The following is a 15,317-nucleotide window of genomic DNA, read 5'->3' on the forward strand; positions in this document are numbered from 1 at the left end:
TCAAATATCTTATATATGCTAATACAAAAAATGTATACTGCGAAGGTGGAATAATGGCTGACCCAGAAGTAACAATAAATAACTGTGTAATGATGCTGCAACATATGATGGAAGATAGTACAATTCCCCGCAACATCAGAAGAGTGGCAGATGATACCCGTAAAGTGCTCATGGATGAATCCCAGACACTGGGGTTGCGTGCTGCAACCGCGATATCCATGATTGATGAAATCAGCAATGATCCGAATATGCCAGTTCACGCCCGCACACGGATATGGGAACTGGTCTCCCAGTTAGAGACAATCCCCCTGGACTGAAAATAATTCATTTTATTTTTTGCACACAACCGCAATTGCAGTGATTCGTTCTTTTCTGCCAATATTACGTTTAGGTGCCGCTAACGGTACATACAATCGTCCGTTCTCGCGAATCCCGTATATCAAGTTCAACCAATACCGGCTGCTGCCATCTCCCGGTCCTCAATGCACCATGAGAAACAGGGATCACCAATGAAGGACCAATAAGGGACGCACGAACATGTGAGCGTCCGTTTCCATCTCCCCATGCTCGGTCGTGGGCATACTCCTTTTCACGTGAAGCAACAATTTTCAGGGAATCCAGCAGATCGCTAAGCACGCCGGGTTCATACTCAATTGTTGTCAAAGCAGCAGTTGACCCGTACACATAAAGAGAAATAATCCCATCAGAAATACCTGATCTCTGAATTACCTGTAAAATATCTTCAGACAGGTTCAGGATATCACCTTCACCATTTGTACGGCATACAAGATCTTCCTGGTACATATCCACCGTATGCACATGAGAGCTCCTGTAATACGTAATTTTTGGTCACCTGATTACCAAGGTCTTATATGACAATCCAACATAGCAACAAACATGAAACATCTACATTTACATAACGGATGGAAACTGCTCTGCATCCTTGTTGCACTATATTTTATCGTAGGATTTGTGGCTGCCGGACCACCGACTATTGTAATTACATCATCTCCCAGCGGTGCAGACGTATATATCGGAGGTGCATACAAGGGCACCACTCCACTTGACCTGACAGGACGCTATTCAGCCGGATCATATGCCCTTGAAATAAGGAAAGATGGTTATGTTTCATGGCTTGGATCAATGGTGGTTAAAACGAGTGAAACAACATCTATCTCTGCCACACTCATACCCTATAAAGGAAACGTATATGTTTCATCCGAACCCGGCGAAGCAACCATTTATCTGGATGGGAATTATGTTGGTATATCCCCTAAAACTATCAGCGACATTCCAACAGGAACTCATTCCCTCACCCTGAAAAAAGATGGATATTATGACTGGGACAGCGAAATTGAAATTGTCAAAGGGAGAACCGTCTCAGTCAACGCCATGATGGAAACACGGGAAATTCCATATGACGGTTCAATAAACATTCAGTCAACACCATCAAATGCAGAAGTATACCTCAATGATGAATTCAAAGGATATACCCCTATTATTGTTCGTGAACTGGGTCCAAGCAATTACCACATTACCCTGAAACTGGCAGGATACCAGGACTGGGATGGAAGTGTTGATGTAAGCGAAAACGAACAGGAAAAAATCAGTGCCAATCTCTATCCGTTAACAACTACTGAACCATCTGAAACAACGATTCCCCTATCCCTGTTTACAGTAGCTTCAGCAATTGGGATTTCCGGTCTTGCGATACGTGCGATACCAAAAAAAGAATAGATTATTGATCAACACTTTCTTTTTCAGTGCTGCTATCTTCCTGTTCAGTCTCACCCTCTTCGTCCTCAACAACAGTATTTTCCTGCTCGGCCTTTACAATCGTAAACCCAACCAGGCTATCTCCATTATCGAGTTTCATAATCCTGACACCACGTGTTCCACGCTTCTGAATGGATATCTCTGATGCTGGTGTCCGCATCACAATACCCGAACTGCTCATCAGGAGAACCTCATCATCACAAGAAATTGCTTTGGAAGAAACAACCCCGGCAGAATAATCGGTCTGAATATTTCTGACTCCCATTGTGGCTCGCCCATGCCCCATGAACTCATCAAATTCAGTTCTTTTTCCATATCCACGTTCGGTAATCGTCAACAGATGATCCTTTTCAATAACCGTGACATCCTGCAGAAGGTCACCATACCGGAGTTTGATACCAATAACACCAAGTGCATTCCTGTGCCGCAGAGGGATGGTCTCAATATTAAACCGAAGACTCTGTCCATGACGGGTTGTAAGTATCAGATCACTGGTTGCATCGATACTCTTGACATGAACAAGTTCATCCGTCTCACGGAGGGTAATTGCATTAATACCATTGGCACGGGGACGGGAAAATTCCGCCTGCGGTATTTTCACAACCATTCCATCTTTTGTTGCAAAGAGGAAGAACTTCTCATCACTGAATTCTGAAACAGGAATAATCGCCGTGACCCGTTCTTCATTGAGGTTCAGCAGATTAACAATCGCTTTACCACGGCTGGTTCGGCCTGCTTCCGGTATATCATACACCTTCAGCCAGTAAACCCTGCCTGCAGAGGTGAAGCAGAGCAGATAGTCATGAGTACTTGCGGTGAAAACGGTGCGCACAACATCATTTTCCTTTGTTGCCATTCCAATTATGCCCCGTCCTCCACGGTGCTGACCACGATAGGTCTCAAGAGGCATCGATTTGATATAATTATCACCAGTCAGGGAAATTACCACATCCCGTTTTTCAATGAGATCTTCTTTGTCAATCTCACCTTCATACGGCGTAATTTTCGTCCTTCGGTCATTCGCGTATTTTTCACCAAGAACGGTTATTTCTCCTTTAATCACCGCAAGGATATTTTTCTCATCGGCAAGAATGGTGGACAGCCGTTCAATTTCACGAAGCAGCACATCACGTTCATCCAGAATTTTCTGATGTTCAAGAGCTGCCAGACGGCGAAGCTGCATCTTCAGAATTGCATCCGCCTGCACTGCATCAAGACCAAACTGTTCAATCAATGCTGTTGAAGCCTCTTCAGAAGTCTTTGACGCACGGATCGTTGCAATTACCTCATCAATCCTGTCAAGGGCAAGCAATAATCCTTTCAGGATATGCATGCGGTCTTCTGCTTTTCTCAGGTCAAACTCCGTACGGCGTCGTACGACTTCGCGACGGTGACGGAGATATTCATCAATAATGGGACGCAGACCCAGAACCTTTGGCTGACCGTCAACAATAGACAGATTGATGATACCAAAGGTATTTTCAAGAGCGGTATGCTTATAGAGCTGATTTAGGATGGTCAGAGGCTGTGACGCACGTTTCAGCTCAATGACAACCCGTATTCCGTCTTTATCGGATTCATCACGGATATCTGAAATACCATCGATCTTTTTATCCCGGACAAGACCCGCCATCTGCTCAATCATGCGGGCCTTGTTCACCTGAAACGGAATCTCCGAGATGATGATGCGGGACTTTTTTCCTTCTTCATCAATTTCTGCAACACCCCGGATACGAACCTTACCTCTTCCGTCGCGATAGGCATTTTTGATACCTGCGGTGCCAAGAATAACACCACCGGTAGGGAAATCAGGTCCGGGGATAATATTCATCAGTTCATCGGTTGTTATTTCAGGATTGTCAATGACCGCTGCAATTGCCTGTGACACCTCTCCCAGATTGTGGGGGGGCATATTGGTTGCCATTCCAACCGCGATTCCTGTGGTTCCGTTTACCAGAAGATTCGGGAATTTTCCGGGAAGAACGGACGGTTCCTGCAGTGATTCATCAAAATTCGGTACGAAATCGACAGTCTCTTTTTTAATATCTTCCAACAGTTCTTCTGCAACCGGGTCCAGACGGGCTTCGGTATAACGCATTGCCGCAGCAGAATCCCCGTCAATAGAACCAAAGTTACCCTGACCTTCAACGAGCGTGTGGCGATAGGCAAATGGCTGTGCCATCTTTACAACAGTATCATAGATGGATGCATCACCATGCGGGTGATACTTACCCATGACGTCTCCAACCACACGGGCACTCTTTTTGAACGGCTTATCATGGGTATTCCCCATCTCACCCATTGCAAAAAGGGAACGACGATGCACCGGTTTAAGTCCATCACGCACATCAGGGATAGCACGTCCGATGATAACACTCATTGCATAATCAATATATGAGGATTTCATCTCCTCTTCAATATTGACTGGAATAATACGGCCTTCCTCTTCAGATGTCAAGGTTTGTCACCTCCTTTGCATGGCGCCGGATAAAATCACGGCGGGCAGCGACGTCGTCACCCATGAGTTTCTCAAATATGGCATTGGCATAACTTGCATCCTCAATATGTACCTGTTTCAGGACACGGGACGCAGGCGCCATTGTGGTATCCCACAACTGCTGTGCGTTCATCTCACCCAGACCCTTGTAGCGTTGGATATGAGTGCCCTTCTCTCCCAGTTCTGCAGCGTACTTCCGCATCTCCTCTTCGGTATAGGCATAATATTCTGTTTTTCCGCGGGCGACACGATACAGCGGCGGCTGTGCAATATAGATGTAACCTTCTTCAATGAGCGCCGGCATGTACCGGTAAAAGAACGTCAGAAGGAGTGTACATATATGCGCACCATCCACATCCGCATCGGTCATGAGGATAATACGGTGATACCGGCATCGCTCAATATCAAACGTCTCTGCAATGCCGGTGCCCATGGCAGAGATGAGCGTCTGAATTTCCGCATTCTTCAGGATTTTATGTGGGTTTGCCTTCTCCACATTCAGGATCTTACCTTTCAGTGGAAGAATTGCCTGGAACTTACGGTCCCTTCCTCCTTTCGCTGAACCACCTGCAGAGTCTCCTTCGACGATATAGATTTCACTCTTTGCCGGATCTCGTTCAGAACAGTCGGCAAGCTTCCCCGGCAGACCGGACCCTTCGAGGGTGCTCTTCCTGCGGGCAAGTTCCCGGGCTTTCTTTGCTGCCTCACGGGCTTTTGCAGCACTTTTCGCCTTTTCTATGATTGCCTGAATGACCTTCGGGTTCTCCTCAAAGTAGACAGAAAGGGACTGATAGACGAGGGAGTCCACAATTCCCTTGACATTGGAGTTGCCCAGTTTCATTTTTGTCTGCCCTTCAAACTGGGGTTCGGCAATTTTTATTGCAATCACTGCATTCAGACCTTCACGAACATCTTCTCCCCGGAGAGGCACTGACAGGTCTTTGAGCAGATTGTTATTCCGCGCAACCGTGTTAATCGTCCGTGTGAGAGCGCTCCGGAACCCTTCGAGGTGTGTTCCTCCCTCACGGGTATTGACACTGTTCACAAAGGTCAGCATTGTTTCCGAATATGCAACGGTATACTGGAGAGCCACCTCTACCTGAACATGGTTTGTTGTGTCTTCTGACTCCAGATAGATGACATCTTTGTGAATTGGTTCTTTCTCCCCGACAATATATGTAACAAATTCTCCGATACCTCCCTCATAATAGAAGGTATCAGAGTCGCCCGTTCTTTCATCAACAATAGAGATTGATATGCCTTTATTCAGGAATGCAAGTTCCCGCATCCGGTAACTGAGTTTATCATAATCAAAGTCAACGGTCTCAAAAATTGAGGAGTCCGGCTTGAAACAGATAACGGTACCACGCTTGTGGTCTGACGGGTCCTGATCACACGAGGTGAGAGGCATGGTGACAGCCCCGGAATGGAATGCAATGGAATGAACCTTATCATTCCGGTATACCGTGGCAGACATCTCTGTCGATAGCGCATTCACAACCGACACACCAACACCGTGAAGACCACCTGACACCTGGTATGTTGACTTGTCGAATTTACCTCCTGCATGGAGAACAGTCAGCACAACCTCAAGAGCACTCTTCTTGTATTTCGGCATAATGTCAACGGGAATACCCCTCCCGTTGTCTTCAACGATACAGGAACCGTCATCAGTCAGTGTGACAGTAATTGTATCACAGAATCCTCCAAGAGCCTCATCTATTGCGTTGTCAACGACCTCATAGACAAGATGATGAAGACCACGTTCATCCGTACTGCCGATATACATTGCAGGACGCTTTTTGACAGCTTCCAGTCCTTCAAGAACTGTGATATTACTACCCGTGTATCCGTTTTTTTCACCCATTCAGAATACTCCTGAACACTGTCCTGAATTCAGACAAAACAGTCCGATTTATCATAACCACCACTAAAATCTCCAACCTGACAGAATCAAAAATGTCAACGAAATTAATTATTATATTATTAGTTTTTTCAGACTTTAATGGTTGCTAACGCCAGTTCTGACTCTTCAGTCATACTTGCCGATCTGCGGATCAGGGATCCCAAGATTCCGGTCAATTGCAATTACAAGCCTCTTCAGAATACGCACCACAGATTCAGCATCTTCTTTGTCCATTTTACCATTCTGGTGCCACATCACATTCTTTCTCAGCATTGTAACAAGTTCCTCAATTTCGCTCCCTTTATATTGTTCAGGTACCTGCATCTCGTTCAGATGGTCTTTAACACCTGCCCATGCCTGTTCAGGAGGGAGAGCAAAATGCTTTGTAATCAACCAGATATTTGTGATGAATCCACGTCCAAACTGACTGTCCATAGAATTAACTCATCATAATAGATGAAAAAATGTTGGCATAATTTCTTTGCAGCCTTGCAGGTAAAATGAAGGCACTATCGTTTGTTACCAAAAAGCAGTCCACGAAGTTCTGATTTGGCAACCTTACGTGCCATCCGGAAAACAGTTGGATTTTTCAGCAAACGGAGCATCAGTTCTGTTGGCCGATCCATATCACCAAATTCGACGATCAACCGTTTCATGTCGGGTGTATTCAGCGCCTGACAAATATCGTTTATATCTCCCGGGGAAATATTTTGCCTCATATCAAGAAACCGATACCCAAAATCAAGTTCTCTCCCAAAATCCGCAGTCCAGGCAGACTCATACGCTGAGAGAATTGAGTCCTCAAAACATTCCTCTTCGCAAGAGAGAGCAGCCACATCTGCCGCATGTCGCGAAGACCGGACACCGGTATACACACCTCCGCCGGAAGTCGGTTTTGCAAATCCTGCTGCATCACCTACAAACAGTGTCCGCTCACCATATGTCTGTGGCATTACCCCCATGGGAATAGTGCCCGTCACCTGATGGATGCATGAATCTCCAAATTTCCGGACAAACGAGGAGAAACGTTTCTGCACATCATTCCCCCCGGCAAGCCCAACCCGCATCCGCCCGTCTCCTGCAGGAATTGCCCAACCAAAAAAGTCCGGTGAGGCGTCAGGATAGAGATGAACATACGAAGAGTCCGTTTCATACGGAACCTCTGCCTGAACTCCGGAATAAAACCGGAGAGGTGGCTTCATCCCGCGAATTGTCCTGATAGGACTGCGCGGACCGTCCGCAGCAATAATCAGACGAAACGGAATCTCTCTATGGCCATGAACTCCTTTCGTAAAAAGCACATTATCCCGGATATCGTATGCATATGTTTTCAGTGAAATATCGGCACCTGCAGATACGGCATTCCCAGCCATTTCCCGGTCAAGGACACCCCTGTCCACAACAAAGGCCTTGGTTTCGCCGGCATCGAAATTCAGCTCACACCCCAGTGATGAATGCAGGGTAGCGCCCCTCACTACCTGTATGACTGAGTCGTTTGATACATGGCATTCTGAAAATGCATTTGTACTTAACAGACCCGCACATTGCACCGGGTATCCAATCGATGCATGTTCTTCTATTATCAGTGTCCGGAGTCCTGACTCAGCACAGTATCGTGCCGCAGCAGACCCTGCAGGACCCGCACCGACAACAATGACATCGTACATCTACAATCAAATGGGCCCGAATCATGGATAAGATATCGGATACCATTCCGGCCCTGCCAATCGTAGGGTGAAGAGGTATATACGTGACCAAAGTTCACTACTAGAGTATCGATGACAGAGGAATCCGATTTCAAATGGAAACAGTGCCTGATCATTCGCAGTGATGTGAAGATGAGCTGTGGAAAAAAATGTGCACAGCTCGCCCATGCAGCAGTCGGTGCATATGAACACTCCGATAAAATAACGCGGAAGAAGTGGTATAACGAAGGAATGAAGAAAGTAGTCCTGAAGGTCCCGTCCCTCCGCGCCATGTATGAAATCAAGACCAATGCAGAAATGGCAGGTATTGCCACATCGCTCATCACCGATGCAGGCCGCACCGAAATAGAACCAGGGACGGTTACTGCACTTGGACTCGGTCCGGCGCTGTCAGAAGATCTGGACAGAATAACTGGGGATCTGCAGCTCTTATGAAACTATCACCATACCCCATTGAACAATCCCTTGGTATGCAGTATTATGTCTGTAACTCAGAAGGCATACAGGGTGTGCTGCGCGAGGAAGCAGAAGACTTCATTGTACACGAAATCAGCAATGAGGTCAAATCATCAGAAGAATCAACAGGAAAATATCTGATCTGCAGACTGGAGAAAAAAAACTGGGAGCTCCAACGTGCCGTAAAAGAAATTGCAAAGATACTCGGCGTCAGTCATCGCCGGATTTCATGGGCAGGGACCAAGGACAAACATGCCGTTACCGACCAGCTGATATCCATCTATGACGTCTCTGAAACCGACATTCAGAACATCCAACTCAAAGATATTACCCTGACACCGGTTGGAAGGTCCAACCAGCAGATCTCTTTGGGAGACCTGCAGGGAAACCGCTTTGAGATCACCATCCGTTCCTGCAGGGCAGCAGACATTGCGGCGAGCGTAGCAGAGACCAACGCCTGTGTCGCAGAAGGCGTGCCAAATTACTTCGGCATTCAGCGCTTCGGTGTGCAACGCCCGGTCACCCATCTTGTCGGCAAACAGATCCTTCTTGACCGGTATGATGAGGCAGTCAACACCTATGTGGGTTTCCCGTCAGAAGGAGAAGATGAATCCGTAGCAGAGGCACGGAAGGCATTTCTCTCGGACGGGGATCCAAAAGCAGCACTCGAAACGCTGCCGGTTCAGATGCGGTATGAACGTGCGATTCTCCACCACCTGACAGAGGTACCACACGATTATGAAGGTGCCCTCAAACGTGTCCCTCCAAAACTTCTCTCCATGTTTGTCTCCGCATACCAGTCCTGGCTCTTTAATCAGGGACTATCTCACCGGATAGAAGTTGGGCACCCCCTGTCGGCGCCTGCATTGGGAGACCGGGTCCTGTTCCAAAACGGGAAAAAAGACATCGTCGGAGAATCAAACATCAACCAGGCAACTGTTCTGGTTAAACGGGGGCGTGCGCACATCTGCCTTGAGATGCCCGGAGAAAAGACCAACCCCACTCACAGTACAGCAGAACAGCATATCACCACCCTGATGGAAGCAGATGGCATATCCTATGCATCATTTAAAAAAGCAGGTGAAATGACCGGCATGTCATTTAAAGGAGCGGTCCGCAGGATCAGTGTCAGCGCCCCTGTCACTTCAGATGTATGTGACGACACCGTGCATCTCTCGTTCTCCCTTGGACCGGGACAGTATGCAACTACCATCTGCAGGGAGTATATGAAAGCAGATCCCATTCGGATGATATGATCAGAATTATCCAAATCAGGAATATCCCGATACCGCATTTATTGCATCAAAGAGATTACCCATCTCATCGACCAGTCCAATATTTTTTGCATAATCTCCACGAATTGGCCGGGCATCTTCAATTATTGATCGGTTTACCCCACGCTGCTCCATCACATCGGTGATAAATATCTCAGAACTCTGGTTCACAAGTTCCTGAAGATACTCTCGTTCACTATCGGTGAGTGACCGGTATGGAGAGGTAATATCCTTTTTTTCACCGGATTTGAGAACATCAACAGAAACTCCTTCGTCTTCAAGCGATTTACTGTAATCAAAGATTGTCCAGATTGTTCCAATACTGCCCGTCATGGTGTCAGGATTGGCATAGATTACATCAGCATGGGAACTAATGTGATATGCAGCAGACGTTGCCATTTCTCCCATTGAAACGATAACAGGTTTCCGCTCTTTCGCATAATCGATATCACGGACTATTTCCTGTGCCGCTGCAGGGGAACCGCCGGGACTGTTTACCCGGAGAACTATTCCTTCAACAAGCGGATCATCAGCGGCGGCGCGTAATTCACGGCCAATATATTCACTACCTGCATACCCATTTCCATTTACATTTCCCGAAACGATCGTGCCCTCGACACGGATAACAGAGACACTAAATTCTTCAGAAACGGTTAACAGTGCAGCTATGATAATTGCGGCAAGAATTAGTGCGGTTATTCCCCCCAGAAAAAAATATTTAATCCAGCCACGCCGCATTCGTTTTCTGTTTATCCGATCCACTTCCTCTGTTAACCAACCCATTCTATTCACTCATCTGTTGAGAATATCATATTCTGTTATCAGATTCTTTCCGCACATATAATGATTTTTAAGGCTGAGACGAAACATTTCTTCTACGGAATGAATCTGCATTCCCCCGACAAGAGAAGGGGTGTCCGCACCTCCGACAATAAAGGGCAGATGTATGAGACGCAATTCATCAACAAGACGGTTTTTAAACATATAATAATTCAGGGTCGGACCCCCTTCCACCATCAGTGTTCTGACATGATACTTTTCATAGAGCTCTGAGAGAAGAAGAGAATAATCGATTGCTGTTTTTCCGGCCACCAGAACATCAACCCCCTTCTTCTGAAGTGCTGCCACACGTTCCTCAGGCGCGTCTTCCGATACTGCAATAACCGTCTGTGCATCATTTCCAAGGACATTTGAATCCAGAGGAATATCAGCACCCCTGTTTGGAATAACCCGAATTGGATTCGTCCCTTCTGCAAGCCTGACCGTAAGCATAGAATTATCAATTCTGATGGTATTGGATCCCACCATTATTGCGTCATATTCGGCCCGTGTCTGATGAAGAAGTATCTCTGTTTCAGGGTCCATGTACTGCATGAGAATCTTGCTCGATGCACCTTTCCAGAGAGTGAGTTTACCATCAACAGTCATCTCTGACATAATAAGGACATGCGGCCGGTGTATTCTGTTTACCATATATTACCCCAGTATATCTATTCTTAATCTGTATCTGCAATTAATGTAATTATTAGACAGCATATCAATTAAGAGATTTCTTTAATCATACCGCCTGTAGGAATGTGATATATTTAACAAAGGATTATACCCTTAATCTCCCCATTTGTGTATACAATAATGAATATTACAGCATTGAGACCCCGTGCAATAAAAATCCTTAATCCTCTTGCACATGCATGTGCAAAGACAGGTATCACTCCAAATCAATTAACATTGCTTGCAATAGTATCCGGCATTGGATGTGCTGCTCTGTACGCAAACAGGATGTTTATTGCAGGAAGTATGATGCTCCTCATATCAGGAATACTTGATCTTATTGATGGTGGTGTGGCACGGATAAATAACAAATCCAGTGGTTTTGGTGCTGTCTTTGACTGGATTGCAGACAAATACATTGATGCACTGGCACTGCTGGGAATAGGGATGTCCGGAATTGCGGTCATCTCACAGATCATTTCAGTAAATGGATTTTCACCCCAGATTCTTGATTTTACCATCATAGCTATTGCCATTATCGGCTCTCTGATGAACACATTTATCAAACCGGTTGTATACGCCGAAATAGGATATGATACCAGAGAGGATGGTAAAATCGCCGATCCTCTGGAAGGCATCGGTTTTTTTGGACGCCCTGAAACGCTGATTATTCTGATTATTGGTGGAATTGCAGGATATATCTGGATTTCAGCAATTATTGTCGCTGTATGCACAAATCTATCAGCGATTCAGCGGATTATCTATCTTTACCGAACCATCCCCTGATATCTCTTACAAATAAATCCACGATTCCTGCCATTTTTTCTCCCAACAAAGGATTAATGCGGTACAGCATGTACGCAACTCCGATGAATGCAAACAATGCTCCGATTTCTGCTACAAAATTATGTGCCCAGAAAAAACTTTCATAGCCCATATGCCCATTTGAAGCTATTTCCGGTAAATATGGAAACCACTGGTCCCCATACGCCATGATAATAAATGTATTTCTTGCAATATTCAATACAAATATCACCGGTACAACAGCCAAAAAAGACAGTACTTTTTGTTTCACAGAAGATGGGATCGCCCAGGCAACACCCAGCATTATTGCCATGCCCTGAATACCGGTGCATGCAAGAATTATTTCGACACGATACAAATCAGCCCTGAACATATTCCAGTCAACGAGTTCGTATGGAAAACCAATTCCTGTGAACACCCATGAAAGCAAGCCAACATTTACCGCGATAAGCCAGTCGGCAAGGAACGGAATCAGCATAAAGGGAGCAAATATCACATATGCAATACCTGCCATCCGGCTTAGAATTATACTGAATTCATTTTCCTGAAGCAACTTTGGAATAAGGATGATCAGAAATGGTATCCCAAGAAACGCAGCAACCGGATACATAAAATTATTTGCAATAATATATTCCGGGAATTTTGCAAATAGAACCCCTATAATACTTATCCATCCAACAATTGCAAAATATTTTCTGAAATCTGTCGGGAAGAGAAACAGAAAAAATGCAACAAAGGATATGAGAACAAAAATCTCCTGCATTACATTCCATTATGCATATACCAACAAATAATTTTCACATTTGGAAATTTGAGAGATACACACATATTCCATATCTTAATCTGACCCGACAACAAATAATAGTCTGATGAAATTCTGTCCTAATTGTAAATCACTCATGGTCTCTTCAGAAGGTCTTTTCCGTTGCAAAAGATGCGGACATACAGAAGAGCCCGGCGAAAATATTGAGAAAATGACCATACGCAGTAAAAGGGTGGAGAAGGACATTGTTATCGTTGATGAAGCGGATGATATGATTGTTCTCCCGACCATCACAGTAAAATGCCCGGAATGTGGTCATGATACCGCAGAATGGTGGCTCAGACAACTTCGGTCAGCTGATGAATCTGAAACACGCTTCTTCCGCTGTGTGAAATGCAAATACACGTGGCGCGAATACGACTAAGATAAAAAAAATATTTTTCTTTTTACAGCAGACCAGGTGCTGAAACCCTGAACTGCTGCCAGAGTACCCTTCCGACAACTCTGAAGGTAAAATCAAGTTCATCAAAGCTTGGAATCGAATGCTCACGCAGAATCTTTCTGCCCCGGTTCATCGAATCTCCACCCAGGAGAGAACAGATAATTCGCTTTTCGGTATTCCCTGAAAGTTTCAGTACCTGATTTGCAAGCTGTTCTGATGAAAGGATATTGTTCGGGAAACCTACGAGGAAACACATATCCCAGAGATCATCATGTTTTGCAAGCACTTCAAATGTCCGTTCAAACCGCTGTTCAGATGCGTCACCCAGAAGATCCACCGGATTTCCTTTATTCCAGAATTCAGGTAAGAACTCATCCAGTTCCGCAACAACATCTTCAGGTAAATCTATGATGTCAATACCATATCTTTCTGCATAATCAGATGAAAGCACCGCAAATCCACCTGCGTTGGTTACAATTACCGCACGTGATCCCATTGGATATCTCTTTGGATGTGAGAGCATTTCTGCTGCAAGGAAAGCTCCAGTCAGGGTGTGGACAGCGAGAACACCGGAGCGACGGAACGCTTCCATATATACATCATATGAACCTGAGAGTGAGCCGGTATGCGAGGCAGCAGCCTGTGAACCACGCTCAGATGAACCGGATTTTATCGCAATAATCGGCTTTGTCTTGGAAACCTCACTTGCAACCTTCATGAAGGCTTCACCATCACTGATCTCTTCGATATACATGATGATTGCCTTCGTGTTCGGGTCACGCTCAACCCAGCGCATGTAATCAAAGAAGTTCAGATCAGACTGGTTTCCGACAGACACAACTGCGGAGAAACCAATATCCTCAGCAAGACTCCAGTCAACAACGGTATTTACAATAGCACCACTCTGTGACAGGAATGCAATATTTCCTGGCTTGGGGGACTGGTGTACATATGTCGTATCAAGACCACGGGGAGGAACAATCAGTCCAAGACAGTTTGGCCCGACAATGCGTGTACCATATTTATTCCCGATAGCAACGATCCGTTCCTCAAGCGCTTTGCCATCCTCTCCCATCTCCTTGAATCCTGCGGTGATGACCACAGCAATATTGACTCCTTTCTCACCACATTCTTCAATAACCTGGGGAACATACATCGCAGGGACAGTGATGACCGCCATATCAACGGGTGAAGGAATATCTGTTATCGTCGGATACGCGGTAAGGCCCTGAATAGTATCACGCTTATTATTAACCGGATACAACTGACCAGGGAAATGAAGAAGATTATGCATCACCGCATATCCCATCTTTGTGGGATCATCAGATGCTCCGATAACAGCAACCGATCGAGGATTGTAATATTCAAGAGGTACTTCGGGACGCTCCACCTTTTTCTGTATGCTCTTTTTATCAACCATTATCACACGGGAATCAACTGCACATGCACCGGATTCATAGAGCCGTAATGGGTTGATATCAAATTCCTTAACCTGTTCGTTCTCCTCAAAGAACTTACAGACATTCAGAATCGCCTGCACAAGTGTCTCTTCATCTTTGGGTTTTGAACCACGATATCCGGATATGAGTGGATAACTCTTGATCTCTTTGACCATCTCCCTGACATCATCCTCTGTTACCGGAAGAATCCGAAGCGTCACATCCTTCATCAGTTCAACAAGTGTGCCCCCGATTCCAAAGGTGATGACTTTCCCGAATGTGCCATCTGTTTTCCCACCGATAATCAGTTCCAGACCAGGCTTTGCCTGTTCTTCAATGATTACCCCTTCTATTTTTGCCTTTGGATTATATTCCTTGACACTTGTCACAATCCGGTTAAAAGCAGCCTGAGCCCCTTCTTTTGTCCCGATACTGGTGACAACACCTCCCGAATCACTTTTATGAATGATCTGTGGTGAAACGATCTTCATCACAACAGGAAATCCAATACTTTCAGCAACATCTCCTGCTTCTTCCGCAGTTGTTACAATCTTAAACGCAGGAACAGGCACACCATACTTTCCAAGTACTTCGTACCCTTCTGCTTCACTTAACATCCATTCCTTCATTGATTTCATCCTCACTTATCAGAATAAAACTCTGAATTACGGGGAAACGATTCAACAAATGACGAAATATCCTTCGTCATGTTTATGTGATTTTGTTTGATTGTATTATACATATATGTTTGTAATAGTTAATC

At 45.3% G+C, this 15,317-nt stretch carries 15 protein-coding genes; 6 read left to right on the forward strand and 9 right to left on the reverse strand.

The window, feature by feature from the left end; genetic code table 11:
• The first annotated feature begins 53 nt into the window (after positions 1-53).
• Positions 54-317, forward strand: a complete 264-nt coding sequence (locus tag OU421_RS12655; RefSeq protein ID WP_268186466.1) for a UPF0147 family protein — start codon at positions 54-56, stop codon at positions 315-317.
• A 70-nt stretch (positions 318-387) separates the two neighbouring features.
• On the opposite strand, the gene OU421_RS12660 is transcribed toward OU421_RS12655, so the two are convergent.
• On the reverse strand, positions 388-804 hold the full coding sequence (locus OU421_RS12660) for a secondary thiamine-phosphate synthase enzyme YjbQ (protein ID WP_268186468.1): 417 nt from the start codon (positions 802-804) through the stop codon (positions 388-390).
• Positions 805-897: 93 nt separating this feature from the next.
• Between OU421_RS12660 and OU421_RS12665 the strand changes: the two genes are divergently transcribed.
• A complete protein-coding gene (locus OU421_RS12665) occupies positions 898-1,737 on the forward strand; it encodes a PEGA domain-containing protein (RefSeq protein ID WP_268186469.1) in 840 nt (279 codons plus the stop codon).
• Between the two features lies 1 nt (position 1,738).
• On the opposite strand, the gene gyrA is transcribed toward OU421_RS12665, so the two are convergent.
• From gyrA to OU421_RS12685, 4 genes are all read right to left on the reverse strand, one after another.
• Positions 1,739-4,234 (reverse strand): DNA gyrase subunit A, encoded by a 2,496-nt coding sequence (gene gyrA / locus OU421_RS12670; protein WP_268186470.1) that lies wholly within the window; start codon positions 4,232-4,234, stop codon positions 1,739-1,741.
• Positions 4,224-6,140, reverse strand: a complete 1,917-nt coding sequence (gene gyrB / locus OU421_RS12675) for a DNA topoisomerase (ATP-hydrolyzing) subunit B (RefSeq protein WP_268186471.1) — start codon at positions 6,138-6,140, stop codon at positions 4,224-4,226. Before gyrB ends, gyrA begins: the two co-directional genes overlap by 11 nt.
• 165 nt (positions 6,141-6,305) lie before the next feature.
• Positions 6,306-6,614, reverse strand: coding sequence for a hypothetical protein (locus OU421_RS12680; protein WP_268186472.1), 309 nt, complete (start codon positions 6,612-6,614; stop codon positions 6,306-6,308).
• A 74-nt stretch (positions 6,615-6,688) separates the two neighbouring features.
• Positions 6,689-7,846 (reverse strand): geranylgeranyl reductase family protein, encoded by a 1,158-nt coding sequence (locus tag OU421_RS12685; protein ID WP_268186473.1) that lies wholly within the window; start codon positions 7,844-7,846, stop codon positions 6,689-6,691.
• Between the two features lie 111 nt (positions 7,847-7,957).
• Between OU421_RS12685 and pth2 the strand changes: the two genes are divergently transcribed.
• The gene (gene pth2, locus OU421_RS12690) at positions 7,958-8,320 is read left to right on the forward strand and encodes a peptidyl-tRNA hydrolase Pth2 (RefSeq protein ID WP_268186474.1); all 363 of its coding nucleotides are present in this window, start codon (positions 7,958-7,960) and stop codon (positions 8,318-8,320) included.
• Complete coding sequence (gene truD, locus OU421_RS12695; protein WP_268186475.1) at positions 8,317-9,597, forward strand: tRNA pseudouridine(13) synthase TruD; 1,281 nt, start codon at positions 8,317-8,319, stop codon at positions 9,595-9,597. The genes pth2 and truD overlap by 4 nt, the downstream gene beginning before the upstream one ends.
• 15 nt (positions 9,598-9,612) lie before the next feature.
• On the opposite strand, the gene sppA is transcribed toward truD, so the two are convergent.
• Together sppA and OU421_RS12705 are read right to left on the reverse strand one after the other, a co-directional pair.
• On the reverse strand, positions 9,613-10,398 hold the full coding sequence (gene sppA / locus OU421_RS12700) for a signal peptide peptidase SppA (protein ID WP_268186476.1): 786 nt from the start codon (positions 10,396-10,398) through the stop codon (positions 9,613-9,615).
• Between the two features lie 9 nt (positions 10,399-10,407).
• Positions 10,408-11,088, reverse strand: a complete 681-nt coding sequence (locus OU421_RS12705) for a dihydrofolate reductase family protein (RefSeq protein ID WP_268186477.1) — start codon at positions 11,086-11,088, stop codon at positions 10,408-10,410.
• Between the two features lie 159 nt (positions 11,089-11,247).
• On the opposite strand from OU421_RS12705, the gene OU421_RS12710 reads away from it, so the two are divergent.
• Complete coding sequence (locus tag OU421_RS12710) at positions 11,248-11,892, forward strand: CDP-alcohol phosphatidyltransferase family protein (RefSeq protein ID WP_268186478.1); 645 nt, start codon at positions 11,248-11,250, stop codon at positions 11,890-11,892.
• On the opposite strand, the gene artA is transcribed toward OU421_RS12710, so the two are convergent.
• Positions 11,864-12,673 (reverse strand): archaeosortase A, encoded by an 810-nt coding sequence (gene artA, locus OU421_RS12715; protein ID WP_268186479.1) that lies wholly within the window; start codon positions 12,671-12,673, stop codon positions 11,864-11,866. The two genes, OU421_RS12710 and artA, sit on opposite strands and share 29 nt — an antisense overlap.
• A 106-nt stretch (positions 12,674-12,779) precedes the next feature.
• On the opposite strand from artA, the gene OU421_RS12720 reads away from it, so the two are divergent.
• The gene (locus tag OU421_RS12720) at positions 12,780-13,097 is read left to right on the forward strand and encodes a transcription factor S (RefSeq protein WP_268186480.1); all 318 of its coding nucleotides are present in this window, start codon (positions 12,780-12,782) and stop codon (positions 13,095-13,097) included.
• A gap of 22 nt (positions 13,098-13,119) precedes the next feature.
• On the opposite strand, the gene OU421_RS12725 is transcribed toward OU421_RS12720, so the two are convergent.
• A complete protein-coding gene (locus tag OU421_RS12725; RefSeq protein ID WP_268186481.1) occupies positions 13,120-15,183 on the reverse strand; it encodes an acetate--CoA ligase family protein in 2,064 nt (687 codons plus the stop codon).
• Positions 15,184-15,317 lie beyond the last annotated feature (134 nt).

It is taken from the genome of Methanogenium organophilum (assembly GCF_026684035.1).
GTDB lineage: Archaea > Halobacteriota > Methanomicrobia > Methanomicrobiales > Methanomicrobiaceae > Methanogenium > Methanogenium organophilum.